The organism is Loigolactobacillus rennini DSM 20253 (assembly GCF_001436505.1).
In the GTDB taxonomy this organism is placed as follows: domain Bacteria; phylum Bacillota; class Bacilli; order Lactobacillales; family Lactobacillaceae; genus Loigolactobacillus; species Loigolactobacillus rennini.
Genome location: NZ_AYYI01000065.1, coordinates 1 through 18,625 on the forward strand (window position 1 = coordinate 1; position 18,625 = coordinate 18,625).

Consider the following 18,625-nt stretch of genomic DNA (forward strand, 5'->3'; position numbering starts at 1 on the left):
AATGACTTTCACGAACAAAACGGAGAAAAGTCACACTTTCTTCAAATGTTACTTATCATAACGATAAGCTATTATGCGAAATAAAAAATGACCAGTGTTTTTTCCTGTTTTGTTGCTTGCTACAGTACACTTTGCCAAGCTAAATTAAGTTGACAATTTTCAAAACAACATTAAACTCAAAGTGCAATTGTTTCAGTTGGTAATTTTAATGAAGGTGGCATTTGGTGTTGAAAACAATCACTCACAGTCAAGCGGATATTGGCGATTATTTAAAGCTAGGTGCATGTACAGCAGTGATGGCCCAAAGTTTAATCGGGCTAGTATTGACCACACAGCCCACCACTCAAGTTCAAATTGGCGTGGGCATTTTATATAATCTAGTCAAATTTACTGCGCCTGCTTTTATTTTTGGTATTTTATACACGACTATGCGGGTGACATTGCCACAATCCCAGCTGACTTATGGGCATTATTTGCGCCAACAATGGCATGCGTTGTTTATTCCCACAATTTGGTGGACGCTGATTTATTTAGTCCTGTTGCCAAACTTACAGCAAAGACAGGCTTATCATAATTTATTCGGCTTTTTGTGGCAATTTATCAACGGGAACGCTGCACCGCATTTATGGTACAACACGATGATGCTGCAATTTATTGTGTTAATGCCGTTGTTTTGGTATTTAGCGACCTGGTGTCAGCAAAGTTGGCAACGTGGCATGAGTCTACTATTAGCTACCGCATTATTTGCTAGTGGCTGGTTGTGGTTTTATGACCAGCAAGTGTTTTACGGGCCGCACATGCAGGATTGGTATTTATTTGACCGGTTGTTTGTCAGTTTTTTACTTTATGCGGTGCTAGGCGTGTTGGCTTGGCAATATCGGCACTTTGTTAATCATTATTTACTCCGTATTTGGTGGGCTTTTATAGGTTTATTTGGTTTAAGTTTTTATTGGACAAACCGGGAATTACTGGCGTTTGGCCAGCCACTGAAATTAGTCAATGCGCCTTACTATAAACCTTCAATGACCATTTATGCATTAGCGGTCATCGGGTTGTTGACCATAGTGGCGCTGTTTCAAATTAAGCAACGTTTGCCAATCACGACCTGGGTGCACCGATTTGCACAATTTGCATACAAAGCTTATTTGGCCAATGTATTTTGGGCACAGTTACTTTGGTTAAGTTTTGGTCGTGCCTTAACGGTTCAGCATCCTTGGCTGGGTTTAGGCGTTTGCTACTTATTAACTTGGCTACTAGCGTTTACTTCAGCATTTGGTTTGCATGGATTGTGGCAAAAAATAAAAACTCGCTTCGCTACATTTTCTTGACAAAAACAGGTTCAAATGGGCGTTATTTTTTCATAAAATGTTCAAACTTGCTCGCTAGAGTAGGAGGTAACCAGAAAAAATAACGGGAGGACCTTAAATGACAGGTAAAAAGCGAATTGTGTGGATTGATATTGCCAAAGCATTGGGCATTATCGCTGTTGTTATTGGTCATGCCTACCCGCAGCACGATACGTTTTATAAATTTTTGTATTGGTGGCACATGCCCTTATTTTTTATGATCGGTGGTTTCTTTTTAAAGCCGGTAAAATTTAATCAATTTAAAGTGTTCGCGCACAAGCGGCTGTTACCCTTGCTACGTGATTATTTTGCGTTTGGACTATTATTGACGATTTTGGCAGCTTGGCGTGCACCGGATCGCTGGCAGGCTTTACTGACTGGTTTAGGGCAACTCGTATATGGTGGCGTTCAGTTAAATGGGACTTTAAGTGCATTTTGGTTTATGACCGTTTACTTACTGACGGTCACCTTGCTTGCCTTATTAATTGCCTATGTTCCGCAGCCCGGAGTACGCTGGGCCATTGTTAGTGGTGCGTTTATTTTAGGAACCAGTTATTCTAACGCGCAAACTGTATTAGGATTTGCCTTGCCTGGAGACGCTGATTTAGTTTTATGTGCATTATTTTATATGTACGCTGGCCGAGAATGGTTCCGTTGGCAACGACAACAACCGCCTGCAACTAAGTGGTCAGGTGTTTTACTAACGTTGAGTAGTCTACTTTTGATTGCCCAGCAAGCTGATGTTATTGACTTTAAGTTGTACTTGAAATCCCACGAAATCACCAGTACTGTTTTAGCGTTTGTGGTACCTTTAATGATTTGTGGTTTGATTTTTATAGCAGCCCATTGGTTACAATACACTGCGTTCAGTGCCAGTTTGGTTTTTATCGGGAAACATACGTTGCCGATTATGTACTTACATAAATTGATTTTTGTGGTGATTGAACAGCTCAGCGGTACTTACTGGCCACTTTTAGCCGTTGCTGGCGTTGTGTTACCATTAATGGCAATGGTGTTAAGTGAGCGGCTCAAATTAAAACGGCGTCAACTCTTTTGGTTAACACCAACTTTACAGTAGGCGGGATAACATGAAAAAGTGGCAATACTGGACGCTAGGTATTGTGGGATTGTTGTACTTAGGCGGCATATTTGGCGTGGTGCAGCACCAGCGAACGCAGCATTATTGGCATACTCACACCCCAACAGTTTTTGTACATGGTTGGCGGGGCGGTGCACATTCAACCGATCAAATGATAACGGCAGCAGAAAATGCTGGTGCGGCGCACAAAGCATTGACGGTTCGTATCGGCCCCGCGGACAATTGACTTATAGTGGTTACTGGCAAGCTAAGCGGCGCAACCCCATCATCCAAGTGGTTTTTACCAATAATCAAGCAGGTGAAGTCCAGTATACGCGGTGGTTAATGAAATTAATGCAGGATTTAAAGCAACGTTATCAAAGCAAGCAGATTAATTTAGTGGGGCATTCTATGGGCGCTTATGCGGTGGTGGCTTATGCGATGAAAGCCAGCAATCAAACGGCTTTTCCCCGGTTGAATAAATTAGTTGCGATTGCAGGTCCTTTTAATGGTATTATTGGCCATCAAGTCGGTCCCCACCCAAACGATGGCACCACTTGGACTGATCGGCCACATCAAAATCATTTATTAGCTAACGGTCGGCCAGCAACTGGCCATCCGGAGTATAAAAGATTAGTAAAAATGCGTCACCGTTTTCCTAGCCAAACCCATGTGTTGAATATTTATGGCAATTTAAAAGATGGTTCAGCTTCTGATGGCGTGGTGACACTAGTTTCAGCAAAATCACTTAAATATTTAGTCGCTGATCAAGCGGCAAGTTATCATAGTAAAGCAGCGTATGGTACCAGTGCAGCTCACAGTCAGTTACATGAAAATAACCCTGTGGTTGACCATGCTTTATTGACATTCTTGTGGGATAAATAAAGCTAGCTTTGCAACTTGCATCGGATTATGCTAAGATAGTCGATGTTTTATAGTTAATGCGGTAAAAGCGGTCTGTGCCGGGGCGTAGGTGTTTAAATCTGATGAACTTGTTGCTAGTTTAAAGGATGGAAAGGCCACTTTTGTCGATTATTCAGCAACAGAAATGAGTAAAGGTGACTTGATGATGAAGGCAAAATGGAAGATTATCTTCGCGACTATCGTCTGTTTAGCCCTATTAATTGGGATTCTAGCGGCCTTAAAATTTTCGTGGGCAATTGCATTAGTTAATATCGCCGCAACTTTACTGTTGGTCAGCGTTTTAATTGCGCTTATTGCTCGAGTGTTTGCAGCAATCGAAAGTGTCCTTTAGCAACGGTGTAAGGATTGCCTATTAAACGGATGTAGACAAAAATAGTCACAATGGGTTTTAAAGCTTAATAACAGACGAAATAAACACATAAAAAAAGCAGGAAAATGGCTAAGCGCTCATTTTCCTGCTTTTTAAATTGAAGGTGTTATTTACCTAAAATTTGGTGATTATCTAATTCTGTTTTAACCACTAAGACATCTGGTAACGCGTGCCGGTTAACATATTCTGTGACCGAACCGACTAAGACACGCTCAACAGCGTTCAGGCCGGTGGCACCGATCATAATTAAATCATTGTGGTGTTCAGCTGGGAAATCTTGGGCAATGACGGTTTTAGGACTGCCAAAACGGACGTGGATGGTGATATCAGTGAAACCATCTTTTTCTTTTGCGCGCTTGACGATGCCTTCTAAATAATCCTGTGCGTCTTCAGACATTTTATAAATGACGTCGCCATCAATTAAGCCAGCATAATTATAGCTGTATTGTTTCGTATCTAAAATGTTGAGTAGATCAATGTGGGCTTGGTTCCGCTTGGCAACTGCAATTGCCTTTGCCAAAGCTAATTCTGCTTCATCTGAACCGTCCATGGGCACTAAAATATTGCGATATTCTTGTAACATGACGTTTCCCCGCTTTCCAATATTGTTACCACCTTTATTATAACTTAATTTAACCATTTTTTTCAGCGAAAAAGGCCCTGATTTCGTCGATTATCCGCTGCAGTCGCTTTTAACTACTTTAAATTTAACATTGAATTTTAACGGGGTAAATCTTTTTTTGGTGAAAATTTCCGGCTAACGCACTGGAGAAATCTCGGCCAAAAGCATGATGTGACCGGCCTAGTGCTAGCTTATAATGAAGACAATCAGGATAACAAAAAGGAGCGGATTCACATGAAGCAATTACACAAATCAACTTCAAACCGTGTGTTAGCAGGGGTTTTAGGCGGTTTTGCGGAACGTTATGGCATTGACCCAACTGTTTTACGCGTGATTTACGCGGCGGTTACCATTATTACCGCAACAGTACCGTTAGTTTTATTGTATCTTGCAGCTGCTTTAATCATGCCTGACTAGCATTAAAAACGGTTGTGGCCGTGCAGGAAGCCTGCGCGGTTTTTGCCATTGAGACGTGGTGGCGATTTAGCGGAGAGAGTGAGACGACAATGATGATTCAAATGTATTTTCATACTAGTGATCCAGCAAAAAATAAAATGGCCCGCTGGTTTCAGCAACATCAGATTAGCTTACAAAGTCGTAATATTTTACGGCAGCCACTGACGCGCCCTGAAATTAAACATTTATTTTTAATGACCGCTAATGGCAGTGATGATTTACTAGCTAAGCGATCTAAAGCGACGCAAGCCTTAGCGCTAGATCTAGAAAAACTCAGTTTTAACCAGTTAGTTGCACTGATTCAAAAGCATCCGCAGATTTTAAAAAACCCAATTGTTTTTGATGATCGGAGTTTACTAACTGGTTTTAATTTGGAAAAAGTAGGCGTCTTTATTCCCCAAAAGCAGCGTAAAAAAGAGCGACGCTCCCTTTTTGATCAGCTTTATTCAGCTGAGTTAATTTAAGCATAGTCCGTCAATGGCAGCAACAAAAGGCACATTTTTGTTGCTGCCGTTTTTTTGCTTGTGCAGATTGCGTATTATCAGGTAGTGGTTTCCACCTGATGGCAGGCGCGCTTTTTTAAACTTGCTTGACGTTTCTTGTATACTAAAACATGGTGGTTTAACTTAGCCAAGTTTTAGGAGGAAAATTATGAAAAAAAAGGATCAAAAGGGAAGCTTAATTGGCCTAGTGCCGTTGATTGCCTTTTTAATTCTCTACGTACTTGCTGGTATTATTTCCGGCAAGTTTGATAGCATGCCGTTATTGGTGGGCATTACGATTGCAGCAATGGTGTCGTTTGTGTTGCCGCCGCCAGCAGGAACGAAAAAACTGTCATTTAAAGAGAAAGTCTTAACGTTTTGCCGCGGCGGGGGCGAATCAACATTGATGATGATGGTCGTGATTTTTATTTTAGCCGGTGCTTTTCAGGGCGTTGCGTCAAAAATGCACGCTGTCTCGTCAGTGACCAATTTAGGGTTGAGCGTTTTACCCGCGCAAATGATTTTACCAGGAATTTTTGTGATTGGCTGCATCTTAAGTTTTGCCATGGGGACATCGATGGGCACCATTGCCGCATTGATGCCTGTCGCGGTTGATGTGGCAGTGAAAACTGGTGTAAGTCCGGCTTTGATGGCTGGTATTGTTGTTGGTAGTGCCATGTTTGGTGATAATATGTCTTTTATTTCAACTACGGCAATTGCCTCAGCCGAAACGCAAAATGTTTTACAACGGGATAAATTCAAATTAAACTTTGTGGCTTACTTACCTGCCATTATGATCAATCTTATTTTATTAGCCATTTACCCGATTAAAGCCGTTACGTTAAACGGTGCTTATACTTATAGCTTAATTGATATTATCCCTTATTTATTGGTCATTATTTTTTCATTAATCGGGATGAATGTGATGCCAGTTTTGGTGTTAGGCGTTGTTTCTGGTGTTGTTATCGGCGTTTTTCAAGGCGATTTTGGCTGGATTAGTTCGATGCAATACATCCAAAAGGGTATGGCTGGTATGGAAGACATTGCAATTATTTCGATCTTTGTCGGCGGCTTAGTCGAAGTGATGAAGTATTTAGGCGGCATTCAATGGTTGATGACTAAGTTAGGTCAGCAAACTAAAACGCAACGGGGAGCAGAACTGTCAATTGGGATGCTAGTGACGCTGCTGTGCATCGCAACCACTAACAATACGATATCAGCGGTCACTGTTGCACCTTTAGCTACAGAAATTGGGCAAAAATTTCATTTAGCTCGCGTGCGGGTAGCCACGTTACTGGCGATGTTTGCGACGCACGTCCAAGGTTTGATTCCTTATGCAGGCCAGCTATTAGTTGCTGCTGGAATGGCGCAAATTTCGCCGGTCGCGATCATGCCTTGGGTTTGGTATTGTTACTTAACCTTAATTAATAGTTTATTGTTTGTCCTATTAGGTTGGCCAAAAGTAAAGGTGACCGCGGAAAATGGCTATCCACAAACGGACCAGCAAAATCATTAATACCAAAATCACACGCACAATATAGTAGAAAGTAGTTATGATCGTTAAAATTAGTTGGCATTTGTCTAACACAGTTAACTGCTTTAACGTACCTGATTTTAAGGGACTGTGACAAAAGTGATCCTTTTGTTTCAGTCTTTTTTTATTGACGCAGATTATTTTGTTTGCAAAAGCTATGCTCAGCTGGGTTTATCTAGGCTGATGCGCACGAGCTGATTATCGAAGCACACACGCTTTTTGATCTAGTTATTGTGAGGTTACACAAAAAAATAATTGTTGAGCTGCCATTTTCTTGAAGTAAAATGAAACCGCTAACTAAAAAGTTTTCATGATAATTCAGAAAGCATTTTCATCGGCGAGCGGACAGTTCTGTTAAAGTGTCCGTCCACAAATGACTTGTTTCTTTGTAGAATGTTCTCTAGAACGTTTTGTGGATATTAAAAGTAGCTGTTTTGAACAGCAATTTTTTAGTGAATTTAGATGGGGATGAGTTTAGGTAATGAAAATGGTGAAAAATGAGTGGCGCTTCATTCGCCATAATCGTTTAATTCTACTATCGGTTATTGTTATGACAATTATACCGTTACTTTATAGCGTTTTCTTCTTGAAATCGGTTTGGGATCCTTACGGCGATACGCAAAACCTGCCTGTTGCCGTAGTCAACCAAGACAAACCAGTGGATTACAACGGTGAAACGTTAAACGTGGGTAAAGAAACGGTTAATAATTTGAAGAACAATGACCAATTAGGTTGGCGTTTCGTATCTGAAAAGCAAGCCAAACGCGGCTTGAGCAATCAAAAATATTACACCGTCATTACCTTACCGAAGGATTTTTCAAAAAATGCAACCACGGTTTTAGATAAAAAACCGAAAAAAATGCAGTTGTCTTATAAAACCAATGGGTCGTTAAACTACATTGGTGAGGTCATCAGTCAAATGGGCGCTTCCACTTTGGATAAACAAATCCGGGCGGCGGTTACCAATGCCTATGCGAGTGCGATTTTTGACCAACTGCATGTTGTCGGTAAGGGAATGAAGACTGCATCGTCTGGGGCAACTCAGTTAGATAAAGGAATTGTCACGTTAAATGATGGGTTAGGTCAATACACGGTAGCCGTATCACAAGTGAATGATGGGGTGCAAACACTAAAAACTAGTGTAAAACCTTTAGCTGGTGGTGTTAGTCAACTAGCAACTGGTGGTAACCAGCTGGTCAGTGGTGTGAACACTTATACTGGTGGTGTCAGCCAATTAGCTGCCGGAATCGCCACGCTTAATCAAAGTGTGGGACCATTAGCCAGCGGTGTAAACCAGTTGGCTAACGGTGGCAATCAGCTAGTGGCTAAATCAGGCGAGCTTAACAGTGGTGCACAACAAGTCGCTGGTGGCTTAGGAACGTTACAAAGTAATGTGGGGCCATTAGCTAATGGCGTCAATAAATTAGCCACTGGGTCCAAACAGTTACAAAGTGGTGTTTCAGCTTATACTAGTGGCACTAAATCAGCTAGGGCTGGCAGTAGCCAGTTAGCCGATGGCTTGGATGAAATGAATAAGTCTGTAACCACCATGCCAGCGCAGGTTGATGAGTTAAACAACGGCTTGAAGCAATTGGATACTGGTAGCCAGGCGGTTGCTGATGGCATTTTAAAAGTTAACCAAGGTGTTTCCAGCCAAGACAGTCAGTTAACCGAACTGAACAAAGGCTTAGGTCAAATGAAGGATGGCTTGACGGAACTAAATAAACAAGTCAATAGTGATGAAGTTAGCCAAGCGATCAGTAAATTACAAGAGCAAGTGGCTGGCTTAGATGGTGCAACCACAGCGGCAACTACTAGTTTGACTAAAATCAAGGAAAATACCCAGACAACGGCCACAGCGGCTGGAAGTCTGAAGGAACAAATCAGTGCCAGTGATCTTGAAACCGCGCAAAAAGCTAAATTATTAGCTGAAGTACAAAAGATTGGAACGGCGCAAGCAAGTAATGGCACTGAGTTGCAAAATGTTCAAACGGCTTTAGCACCGTTAAAAGAAATCAATGTTGACCAACTTAAAGCATTATCAGCAAAAATTCAGTCACTACAAGGTGCGATCAACAAGCTTTATGCTGGCTACGTAACTGGTGCTAATGGCCAAACTTCCTTATACAATGGTGGTTTAGCCGCAATTAACGGTTTACGCAGTGTTCAAGAAAATACGGCTAAAGATAGTGACCTTTACCGCGGCGCTACAGATGTTTCCAACGGCATCGCTTCTGCTTCAACTGGTGTCAACACCTTATCACAAAAATTACCAGATTTAACTGGCGGTTTAGGCCAATTAGTTACTGGTGCTAATCAGTTAGACAGCGGTCTAGGTGAACTAACAGCAAACTCCGGCGCATTGAATTCTGGTGCCGCAACCTTAAGTGGCGGAATCGGCACCATGAACGGTCAAATCCCAACCTTAACTAATGGGGTGAACCAGTTATCCACTGGTTCCAAGCAATTAGCTTCTGGTGTACAGCAATACACTGGCGGAACTGGTCAAGTTGCTAATGGCTTAAATCAAATGAACAGTCAAGTGCCAACATTAGTTTCTGGTGTCGGTCAGCTTTATACTGGTTCGCAAACCTTAAATGCTAATTCAGGTGCTTTAAACGATGGTGCCGGTCAATTAGCTAATGGTTTGAATCAGATGAACAGTCAAGTGCCTACTTTGACGTCAGGTGTTAGCCAATTAGCTGACGGCACTAGCCAACTAGACGCGAAATCAGAAGATTTAACTGATGGTGGTGGCAAACTCAGTAAAGGGTCTGGCACGTTAGCTAATGCATTAGGCGATGGCAGCAAGAAAGTTAACGGCATCCACACTACAGATAAAACTGCAAATATGTTTGCTAAACCAACGAAGTTGAAACACCATAAATACAGTTATGTTTCTAACTACGGGCACGCCTTGGCACCATATGTCTTATCTGTTGCGTTGTATGTTGGTGCGTTAGTCTTCAACTTTGCTTACCCAATTCGGAAGATCTCAACTCGAGGCCAGTCTGCAACGGCATGGTTCTTCAGTAAAGCTTCTGTTGGTGGTGTTGTAGCAATTATGATGGCAGTGATCGAAGCTAGCCTGATGATGTTATTTGGCTTAAATGTCGATCACGTCGGCTCATTCTACTTGATTGCGATTATCTTCGCCTTGGCTTCCATGTTCATTGTGATGATGCTGTCGATGGCCTTCGACAACCCAGGCCGGTTTGTGGCAATGGTACTCTTAATGCTGCAACTCGGCGGCTCCGGCGGCACGTTCCCAATGGAAGTTACCAACTCGTTTTATAATGTCATCCATGCTTACCTACCGATGACATACTCAATTCTTGGCTTCCGGCAAGCCATTACATCTGGCTTAGGTAGCGGTCAAATCTGGAGTTCATTCTTCACCTTAGCTGGTGTGGTTGTTGTCAGCCTACTATTGCTATGGTGGGTCATGAAGATCTTGCAACAAATCCATCTCAATGGGGTTTCCCAGTTAGATGACAACCAGAAATTGCAAGATTTAGAACAGTAAAAAGATAAAATAAATCCCGGTGTTCATTTTTATGTGAACACCGGGATTTTTATGTTTTTTAATTGTTATTTGAATATTGTGATTGCATTTGGGCAATAATGATATCTTTTTTAACGCTATCAACAATTCGGTAGTTAGCTTGCCATAAAGTTTTGCTTTTTCCTGCTTGCTGTGGGTTAGTGTCTGTATCGAAAGTATTTTGAACTAGTCTTTCGCCTGCTTTTTGCCAAACCATTAAAGGATCAAACATCCAGTGAATGGCAGTTTTGGTTTCATTAAATTTAAGTAGCGCGCGAAAGGCACCAAAGATTGGCATGATGAAGCCGTTAGAGACATCGTAGTCTAGTTTACTTTGAGTAAAGCTGGTGGCAGTGCCCTTTTCAACGCCCCTGACCGCACCAAATTTTGCCTTTTTTCCGTTGGCACGCTTAAATTGACGGTATTTGTCGCCGATTTCTTTTTGGATTGTTTCATAGAGCACAATTAATTTTGGTAGTTCGATTGCTAATTCTTCATAGATGTTAGGCTGGTGTGCATATTCACTCCTATAGTCCTTAAACACAGCTGCTTTGCCAGAATAAGCTTGTATCGGTGCTTTACTATCGTCAGGATAACGTTTGATGTTTACCGCAAATAATAATTTAAGTAGGTCGGCTACTGGAATCCGTTTAGTATCATTGTCTTTGTACGCAATTTCATCTGCATATGGTTCATTTGAAATGGCGTTTTTGATAAAGCCAAATTTATCGTCAAGTTCAAACAACGCAATGTCGCTAACTTGAATCGAAGTGTTGCGCGCATCAGCTAATGCGGCAACGTCCAGATCGTCACCCACAATAATTTCTAACCTGACAAACTTTTCAACGTCTTGGGGCGTTTCATCGCGATGATCAATAATCGCCGTATAAGTATGGCCACCATCTAAAATCCCATAGCGAGAAGTATCACTATCTAAATTAAGTGTTAGCATATTGTCTTTCGTATTAAAATGAACACTTTTTGCAGTGATCACAATTCCACGATTATTAACGTCAAAAGCACTATCTGAGTCTTTAACTGCTTTTATGAGTTGTTTTGCCACTGCTGTAGTCATTTTAGGCTTCCGCGGATTAACATCTAAAGAGATGTCACTTGGTAGATCTTTAAAGTTTACCCACACGTAATAAGTGACAACGTTAGAATCTGAAGGTGACCGGATAGTTCGAACCGCGTTCACCCTGAACTGTTTAGAAATTTCCATGATAATCTCTCCTTAGTTATTTATTTAGCCCGAACTTATTAGCTGGGCTCACTAATGTATGTTATACTAAATTTGCGAAAAATAAAAGGAACTTTGGTACCTATTTCCGTTGGAGGCTGATTTTTTATCACAGTTAGAAATAAAATCACTGAAAGAGACAGAAAAATTGGTGAAGTATTTGAGAATTATAGAAAGAGACTTTCGCTAAAAAAGAATTCCCGTGAATTCTTCATTGAAGACCGGATAAACTTTGGGCTATTACCAGAAGATTGGCTGTCTGTTAAAAGCTTAACTAATTTCGAACTGGGAAAAAACTTTCCGAGTTATGCGACTTTGAAGATGCTTGCTGTGGCCTATGAAATTGAATTTTTAGATTTAATCAGGGAGATTGAGCGTGTGTCTGCAAAGTATTAGAAATAGTGGTGTGTTTTTTTGTTTTTATAGTTAAGGTGTGAATCACATTAAATTCATTGGTTAATATCACGCAATCAATTAAAGAAAACAAAATTTGATACAATATGGATAGCATAAATAATTTATAATGATGGTGAACAATAATGTCTGAAAATAAAAGTATTACGCAACGAGAATTACAAATTTTGAATTGGATTAAACAAAATCCCTTAATCAGTCAGGCGGAACTAGCCAAACTAGCTAATATTTCGCGATCTAGTGCTGCTGTCCACATTTCTAATCTTATGAAAAAAGGCTATCTACGGGGAAAAGGCTACATTATTTCGCCGAAAAACAGTGTTGCAATTATTGGTGGCATCAACTTTGATATCTTAGGGGCTGCTGAGCGTAAAATTAATCCTAAAACTTCTAATCCAGGTCGTATTCGCCATGCTATTGGTGGATTAGGTCGTAATATTGCGTTAAATTTAGTTAAATTAGGTGTTCCCAACTACTTTATTACAGTTTATGGGAATGATGCTGAAGGGGAAATGTTTAAACAGGATGCTTTAAAAAATGGGATGGATATTACTTATGCCAAGCAGCTTTTTAATGCACACACTTCTAATTATTTATATTTAAATGAAGCAAGTGGGGAACGTTTTGTCGGGTTAGACGATATGAAAATCTTTGACAAACTAACGCCAGAATTTTTGACTACAAGACTAACACCAGTACAGAACTCGGAGATTGTGGGTGTCGATGCTAACCTACCAGAGGAAACTTTGAAATGGTTAACCCAAAATTATTCCGGACCGATTTTTGCTAAAGCCGTTTCGCTTAATAAAACGCTAAGATTTATGCCAATCCTTGATAAAATTGATACCTTAGTGATTAATAGCATTGAAGTTTTAACTTTAACTGGGATAACTGCTAACGATGAACGCTCAGCTAGGTATAGTGCAGAAAAATTGTTCGATTTAGGCATTAAAAACCTTTTAATTTATATTGATGAAAAAGGTGTTTTATACGGAAATCGAAGTCAGCTCAGTTTTCTACCTGAACCAGCTACAGCAATCAACAATACTAACGGCTGTGGGGCGGCTGCGACGGCAAGTTTAATTCAGTCTCGACTACAACATTTATCTTTCGAAGAGACAGCCAAAAATGCGGCTACCGCATTATATTTAACGGCAGGTAGCTATGATCCAGTAAATGATGAATTGAGCATAGAACTTATTAATGAAACAAAAAGAACATTTTATTAAATTGGTTTAATAGTAATTGATACGCATTAATGCTTATATAACGGTAATGACAAATAAAAACTTGTCATTACCGTTATTTGTTTTTAATTTCACGATTGGCATTGACAACGATTATAATTGGCGTTATATTTAAACCATCAAATGTTTATATATATAAACTAATGTTTATAAAAGCAGCTTTAAAGGGAGGCTATTATGATGATTAACTCAATAGTTCCTTCGTCAGACTATGTTGTTGTTATTGGTGGCATGAATATGGATATTTTTGGTATGCCGCACCAAAAGGTAATTAGTCGTGATTCGAATCCTGGAGAAATTGGGATGACAGTAGGTGGTGTTGGCCAAAACATTGCACAAAATCTTGCGCATTTGGATGTGCCGACTTACTTAATTACAGTTTATGGTGATGATTATAATAGTTCGTTACTGCAGCAATCTTGTGAAGCAAATGACATTCATTTAGATTATGCCGCACAAATTCCAGGGGCAAGATCGTCAACCTACATGTATATCACTGATGAAGAAGGTGACATGTTAGTTGGGGTTAATGATATGGCTATTTGTGAAAATATTTCCCCAGCTTTTTTAAAACCACGCTTAGATTTCATTAATGGCGCAAAGGCTTGCTTAATCGATGCTAATTTAGAAAAAGAAACGATTGATTGGCTTGGTCATGAAGTGACAGTTCCGATTTTTGCTGACACAGTTTCTGTTACGAAAGCAACGCATTTTGAAGATATCTTAGATAAAATTTATACGTTAAAACCTAATGCGCTCGAGGCATCGCTACTGACAGGTGTTGATATTCACAGTAAAAATAGTGCGATGCTGGCTGCTAGGATTTTATTAAATAAAGGGGTGCAAAACGTTTTTATCTCTTTAGGCGCGCAAGGAATTTTGTGTGCAACTATGGATAAGATGTTACTCATTCATCCCTTTGAAACTCAGATTGTTAATGCAAATGGAGCTGGTGATTGTGGCATGGCGGCGATTACTTGGAGCTATTTTGATGATCCAACACGCCACCTTGGACGTATTGGCCGTATTGCTCAAGCCGCTTCGAGTATCGCTTTGGAAAGTCCTAAATCAGTTCCAGATATTACTGTAGATCAAATCATGGATAAACTAGACAGCATGACAATGATGGCATAAAAAAACGAAAGGAAGATTATTTATGATCAAACAGATTTATTCTTTAATTCAATACGATGAGGCAGTAAAAACCATGGAAGCTGGTGCCGATAATATTGGCCTTGTCCCAATGCAAAACGGCGGAGTTCCCGCACATCGTGTTCCATTAGAGCGTGTGCATAAGATATTTGACGAAGCAAAGAAACGGGGCGTTACTTCTGTTGCCATTATGCTAACTAACAGTCCCGAAGAAATGCTGCAATTAGCAGAAGAAGTGCAACCGGATATTTTGCACATTGCAGGAGATGGCTATGCAGCAACACCTGCTTTTTCTAAGCGACTTAAAGAAATCGCACCAGCAACTAAATTGATGCAAGCAGTTTTAGTCGATAATGAATCTGCCATTGAACGTGCCAAAAAATTTGCTGAATTTGTTGACATGATTTTATTGGATTCTGGTTTAGCACCAGATACCGGAATTGGTGCTAGTGGGCAAACGCATGATTGGAATATTGATGAAAAAATCGTTAAGGCAGTTAATGTACCTGTTATTGAAGCCGGTGGTTTAGGGCCTGACAACGTTGCTGAAGCAATTAAAAAAATCAAACCATATGGGGTTGATTCTTTAACTAAGACCAGTATTAAGTATGAAGGCGGCAATATGGAGAAAGATATTGCTAAAGTTCGTGAATTTTGTAAAAAAGCAGATGAAGCGGCGAAGGAAATTGGCCTGTAATCGATGAAGATGAGAAAAGGGAAGGTAAACTTCAAAGATTTAAAGTTGAATCTCAAAAAGTTTACTTTTTCTATGTTAGGGATCTTTTTAACTTGCTTGGGCGTTGCTTTTAATAACAATACTGGTCTAGGCAATGATCCTGTGGGTATGATATATGACGGTTTACGCGTTGCGTTTAATATTCCAATTTTAAAATTAGGTTATGTTTCTAATTTTTTGAATATTGGGTTGATATTGATTTTGTTGTTAATCGGTCGTCGTTATCTCAATATCGGCACATTAATGTATTTATTACCGTATGGTTTATTTGTGACTTTTGGTTCTAATCTTTATGTCAGCATTTTTCCAAAACAAACTTGGTTAACAAGTAGTTTAGGCGGCTTGTTGGGTGTGAGCTTTTATTATATCGGGATTAGTTTGTTTGTTGCTGCTGATATTGGTGTTGATCCTTTTAATGGTTTAATGTTGACTCTTCGCGATATTTCAGGCTGGAGTCTCCGTAAAAGTAAAGTTATATTTGATGTATTTCTAATTTTACTGGGCTTACTCCTTGGGGGAAAACTCGGATTAATTACGGCCATTACAGCGGTGACAACAGGACCGGTATTACAGTTTCTCAGTGGTTGGTTTAAGCAGAAATTAATGATGGGAGTAACTTAAAATATGGTTAATTATAAATTTTTGCAGCAAGTAAAGGTTGTAAGTACAGATAATTTAGCGCAAACATTGTTAGCAATTTTGCGTGAAGCTGGCTATCAACGGCCGTTATTTGTGATGGATAAATTTTTGTTGCAATCAGAGATTGTTCAAGAAGCAAAAGCTAAGTTAGTACAAAATTCATTTGAAGTTAATACATTTACAGACATTGTTCCTGACCCACCTCTGGAAGTTGTTGATCAAGGAGTTGCGGTATTTAAAGAAAGCCAATCAGATGCCATTGTTGCCATTGGTGGTGGTAGTTCAATTGATGTTGCCCGCGGGATTAATATTGTCCGTGTTAACGGAGGCAACATCCGTGATTATGCATTGGGAAACCGAGAAATTGGGTTAACCAAAGGTTTAATTGCGATACCGACCACCTCTGGTACTGGTAGCGAAATGTCTAATGCCTTAGTTTTAACCGACCAACATTCTGAACAAAAACTTGCAATTTTATCAGATAACGCGGTTAGTGAATATGCGATCTTAAACCCTGATTTAGTTTTATCACTACCTAAAAAAATGACGATTGCAACTGGTTTGGATGCTTTTTCTCATGCTGCTGAAGGCTATTTGTCAAAGCTTTCATCCCCAATTACTGATGCGATTTGCGAGAAAGTAATGTTTTTGCTTTATCATTATTTACCACGCGCTGTTGCGGATGGTAATGATCGTATTGCCAGAGAAAAAGTAATGGTTGCTGCTTGCTTAGCGGGCTGGATGCTAAACAATGCAGGAACTAACATTGGTCATTCCAGTGCCCATATTTTAGGATCTAAATATCACATTGTCCATGGGGAAGCAGTCGCTTATGCTTTACCGGGCGTATTACAATTAGCAGGACAAGCTATGCCAAATAAAGTGCATGAAATTGGCCAGATTTTAGATGCTGAATATTCAAAGAATTTATCAGACCAAGAAATGATAATGGTAGTCAGCAAACGCTATAAAGTATTTAGAGATCATATCTTAGGGTTACATCCATTTGCTGATTATGGGATTAAGCAGGATGAATTACTCGCTCATGTTGACGAAATCAAACATGAACAGTTTGCTGGTAATACGCCGCTTACTTTAAATAAAGAGAATGTTACGACGTTTTTGAAACAATTTGGTGCTCGGTAGACCGTAAAAGAGGTGGCTGAAAATGAATTTTGTCTTCTTGTTGACTGGACTTGCATTAGTTTTCTTAATTGGTTGGTTGATCAGCAGTGATCGTAAACATATTCGTTTTGCTTCAATTGGACGGTTATTCGTCTTACAGTTAATTATTTCGTTCATTTGCTTAAATACATCGGGTGGTATCAAAGCATTAAAGGGAATTTCTGGCTTCTTTAATTGGCTAATGCAACAGGCTGCTGGCGGGGTTGATTTTGTATTTGGTGGTTTGATGATTAAACCAGGTGGTTCAGTATTTTTCCTTAATGTTCTCATGCCAATTGTTTTTATATCAGCTTTAGTTGGGATTTTAAATTACATTAAAGTGTTGCCTTTTATTATTAAATGGACAGGCTGGGCGATCAACAAGGTTTCTGAAATGGGTGAATTAGAAAGTTATTTTGCTGTATCAACTGCTATTTTAGGACAACCAGAAGTTTTCCTAACGGTTAAAGAGCAAATTCCTAAATTAACTGAACAGCGGCTTTATACGATTTGTGCTTCTGCAATGAGTGCTGTTTCAGCAGCAATGTTAGCTTCATATATGAAAATGGTACCGGGAAAATTTGTTGTGGTAGCTGTTTTTCTTAATATTTTATCCGCTTTAATTATTTCCTGTATCGTCAATCCTTATGTGCCGCAAAAAAATGATCAGCTTGTTCAGGTAAAAAAGGGTAATCAAGAACCCTTCTTCCAAGTTTTAGGAAACTATATTATCGATGGCTTTCAATTAGCAATAACCGTTGGTGCAATGCTAATCGGTTTTGTCGCATTAGTAACATTTTTAAATAATACATTCTTAGCTTTGATCAATGTTAGTTTTACAGAGTTAATTGGTTATATTTTTGCCCCGATTGCATTTTTAATGGGTGTTCCACAACAAGACATCGTAAAAGCTGGGAGTTTAATGGCAACTAAATTAATTACTAACGAATTTGTTGCGATGGGAACCTTACATGGCATGGCGGCTGGTTTGAGTGCTAAAGCTAATGCGATTATTTCAGCGTACCTTGTCTCTTTTGCTAATTTTGGTACTGTCGGGATCATTACCGGCTCAATTAAATCGATTAGTGCTAAGCAAGGTGGTTATGTTGCGAAGTTTTCCTTGAAGCTACTTTTAGGTGCTACGCTGGCATCAATTCTAACAGGCACGATCGTTGGCATGTACTTCTAAAATAAGGATGATCAAATGACTACAATCAAACACAAACTAATTTTAAACAGCCTTGCGATTATTTTCTTATTTAGTCTTACCAATACGCTAGTTAATGGGTTACAATTGAACCAATTATTACAGCCAATTAATTTAAAGGCGTTGTTGTTTGTTACTATACTTTACGGCTGGGCTTTATTCCGATTATTTACACATAAGCGGTTTGCATTTAGTTTTTTCAACTTTGTTAATTTTGTGTATAGTGCTGGCTTTTTAAGTTATGTCGCAATAGCTAGCGTCCAACAGACAAAACACATGGCAGTTATTACTATCACTTTGAGTCTGTTAGGGCTGATGAGCATTCTCATGATTTGGCGTACTGCTAAACAAATTAAAGCTTAAATTGAATGCCTATCCTAATTTAGGATAGGCATTTTTTATTCCCCTGCAACATTTGGGTACTGTCAAACGTACCCTAATTTACCTTGTTTTTATTATCGTTACTAATT

The 18,625-nt window shown here is 39.6% G+C and carries 18 protein-coding genes; 16 read left to right on the forward strand and 2 right to left on the reverse strand.

Translation table 11 applies throughout. From position 1 onward, the window contains the following. The first annotated feature begins 224 nt into the window (after nucleotides 1-224). The 5 genes from FC24_RS08190 to FC24_RS08205 all read left to right on the forward strand — a co-directional run bounded on the left by FC24_RS08190 (nucleotide 225) and on the right by FC24_RS08205 (nucleotide 3,679). Nucleotides 225-1,328 carry an acyltransferase family protein gene (locus FC24_RS08190; RefSeq protein WP_057874407.1) on the forward strand — a complete coding sequence of 368 codons (1,104 nt, stop codon included), beginning with the start codon at nucleotides 225-227 and terminating at the stop codon, nucleotides 1,326-1,328. 97 nt (nucleotides 1,329-1,425) lie between these two features. Beyond that, nucleotides 1,426-2,424 carry an acyltransferase family protein gene (locus FC24_RS08195; RefSeq protein WP_057874408.1) on the forward strand — a complete coding sequence of 333 codons (999 nt, stop codon included), beginning with the start codon at nucleotides 1,426-1,428 and terminating at the stop codon, nucleotides 2,422-2,424. A gap of 10 nt (nucleotides 2,425-2,434) precedes the next feature. Continuing rightward, nucleotides 2,435-2,671, forward strand: coding sequence for an alpha/beta hydrolase (locus tag FC24_RS11905; protein ID WP_268872303.1), 237 nt, complete (start codon nucleotides 2,435-2,437; stop codon nucleotides 2,669-2,671). Beyond that, a complete protein-coding gene (locus FC24_RS08200; protein ID WP_268872304.1) occupies nucleotides 2,668-3,309 on the forward strand; it encodes an alpha/beta hydrolase in 642 nt (213 codons plus the stop codon). The genes FC24_RS11905 and FC24_RS08200 overlap by 4 nt, the downstream gene beginning before the upstream one ends. Before the next feature lie 88 nt (nucleotides 3,310-3,397). Further along, nucleotides 3,398-3,679 carry a hypothetical protein gene (locus tag FC24_RS08205; RefSeq protein ID WP_235807353.1) on the forward strand — a complete coding sequence of 94 codons (282 nt, stop codon included), beginning with the start codon at nucleotides 3,398-3,400 and terminating at the stop codon, nucleotides 3,677-3,679. A 145-nt stretch (nucleotides 3,680-3,824) separates the two neighbouring features. Here the strand turns inward: FC24_RS08205 and FC24_RS08210 are convergent, their stop codons facing one another. Continuing rightward, nucleotides 3,825-4,301, reverse strand: a complete 477-nt coding sequence (locus FC24_RS08210) for a universal stress protein (RefSeq protein WP_057874409.1) — start codon at nucleotides 4,299-4,301, stop codon at nucleotides 3,825-3,827. A 273-nt stretch (nucleotides 4,302-4,574) separates the two neighbouring features. On the opposite strand from FC24_RS08210, the gene FC24_RS08215 reads away from it, so the two are divergent. The 4 genes from FC24_RS08215 (at nucleotide 4,575) to FC24_RS08230 (ending at nucleotide 10,338) form a co-directional block, all read left to right on the forward strand. Further along, nucleotides 4,575-4,757 (forward strand): PspC domain-containing protein, encoded by a 183-nt coding sequence (locus FC24_RS08215; protein WP_057874410.1) that lies wholly within the window; start codon nucleotides 4,575-4,577, stop codon nucleotides 4,755-4,757. An 89-nt stretch (nucleotides 4,758-4,846) separates the two neighbouring features. Beyond that, a complete protein-coding gene (locus tag FC24_RS08220) occupies nucleotides 4,847-5,260 on the forward strand; it encodes an ArsC/Spx/MgsR family protein (RefSeq protein ID WP_235807354.1) in 414 nt (137 codons plus the stop codon). 187 nt (nucleotides 5,261-5,447) lie between these two features. Then, a complete protein-coding gene (locus FC24_RS08225; RefSeq protein WP_057874411.1) occupies nucleotides 5,448-6,794 on the forward strand; it encodes a Na+/H+ antiporter NhaC family protein in 1,347 nt (448 codons plus the stop codon). Nucleotides 6,795-7,299: 505 nt separating this feature from the next. Next, nucleotides 7,300-10,338 carry a YhgE/Pip domain-containing protein gene (locus FC24_RS08230; protein ID WP_083485669.1) on the forward strand — a complete coding sequence of 1,013 codons (3,039 nt, stop codon included), beginning with the start codon at nucleotides 7,300-7,302 and terminating at the stop codon, nucleotides 10,336-10,338. A 58-nt stretch (nucleotides 10,339-10,396) separates the two neighbouring features. Here the strand turns inward: FC24_RS08230 and FC24_RS08235 are convergent, their stop codons facing one another. Beyond that, complete coding sequence (locus FC24_RS08235) at nucleotides 10,397-11,578, reverse strand: AIPR family protein (protein WP_169790274.1); 1,182 nt, start codon at nucleotides 11,576-11,578, stop codon at nucleotides 10,397-10,399. Nucleotides 11,579-12,135: 557 nt separating this feature from the next. On the opposite strand from FC24_RS08235, the gene FC24_RS08240 reads away from it, so the two are divergent. The 7 genes from FC24_RS08240 (at nucleotide 12,136) to FC24_RS08270 (ending at nucleotide 18,518) form a co-directional block, all read left to right on the forward strand. Beyond that, nucleotides 12,136-13,239: a PfkB family carbohydrate kinase gene (locus tag FC24_RS08240; protein WP_057874413.1), complete on the forward strand. Its 1,104-nt coding sequence runs from the start codon at nucleotides 12,136-12,138 to the stop codon at nucleotides 13,237-13,239. A 195-nt stretch (nucleotides 13,240-13,434) separates the two neighbouring features. Continuing rightward, complete coding sequence (locus FC24_RS08245) at nucleotides 13,435-14,391, forward strand: PfkB family carbohydrate kinase (protein WP_235807355.1); 957 nt, start codon at nucleotides 13,435-13,437, stop codon at nucleotides 14,389-14,391. 22 nt (nucleotides 14,392-14,413) lie between these two features. Continuing rightward, on the forward strand, nucleotides 14,414-15,106 hold the full coding sequence (locus tag FC24_RS08250; protein ID WP_057874415.1) for a phosphoribosylanthranilate isomerase: 693 nt from the start codon (nucleotides 14,414-14,416) through the stop codon (nucleotides 15,104-15,106). Between the two features lie 3 nt (nucleotides 15,107-15,109). Beyond that, nucleotides 15,110-15,766: a DUF6198 family protein gene (locus FC24_RS08255; protein ID WP_235807356.1), complete on the forward strand. Its 657-nt coding sequence runs from the start codon at nucleotides 15,110-15,112 to the stop codon at nucleotides 15,764-15,766. Nucleotides 15,767-15,769: 3 nt separating this feature from the next. After that, a complete protein-coding gene (locus FC24_RS08260) occupies nucleotides 15,770-16,930 on the forward strand; it encodes an iron-containing alcohol dehydrogenase (protein WP_057874416.1) in 1,161 nt (386 codons plus the stop codon). Between the two features lie 22 nt (nucleotides 16,931-16,952). Next, nucleotides 16,953-18,137, forward strand: coding sequence for a NupC/NupG family nucleoside CNT transporter (locus tag FC24_RS08265; RefSeq protein WP_057874417.1), 1,185 nt, complete (start codon nucleotides 16,953-16,955; stop codon nucleotides 18,135-18,137). A 15-nt stretch (nucleotides 18,138-18,152) separates the two neighbouring features. After that, on the forward strand, nucleotides 18,153-18,518 hold the full coding sequence (locus FC24_RS08270) for a hypothetical protein (RefSeq protein WP_057874418.1): 366 nt from the start codon (nucleotides 18,153-18,155) through the stop codon (nucleotides 18,516-18,518). Nucleotides 18,519-18,625 lie beyond the last annotated feature (107 nt).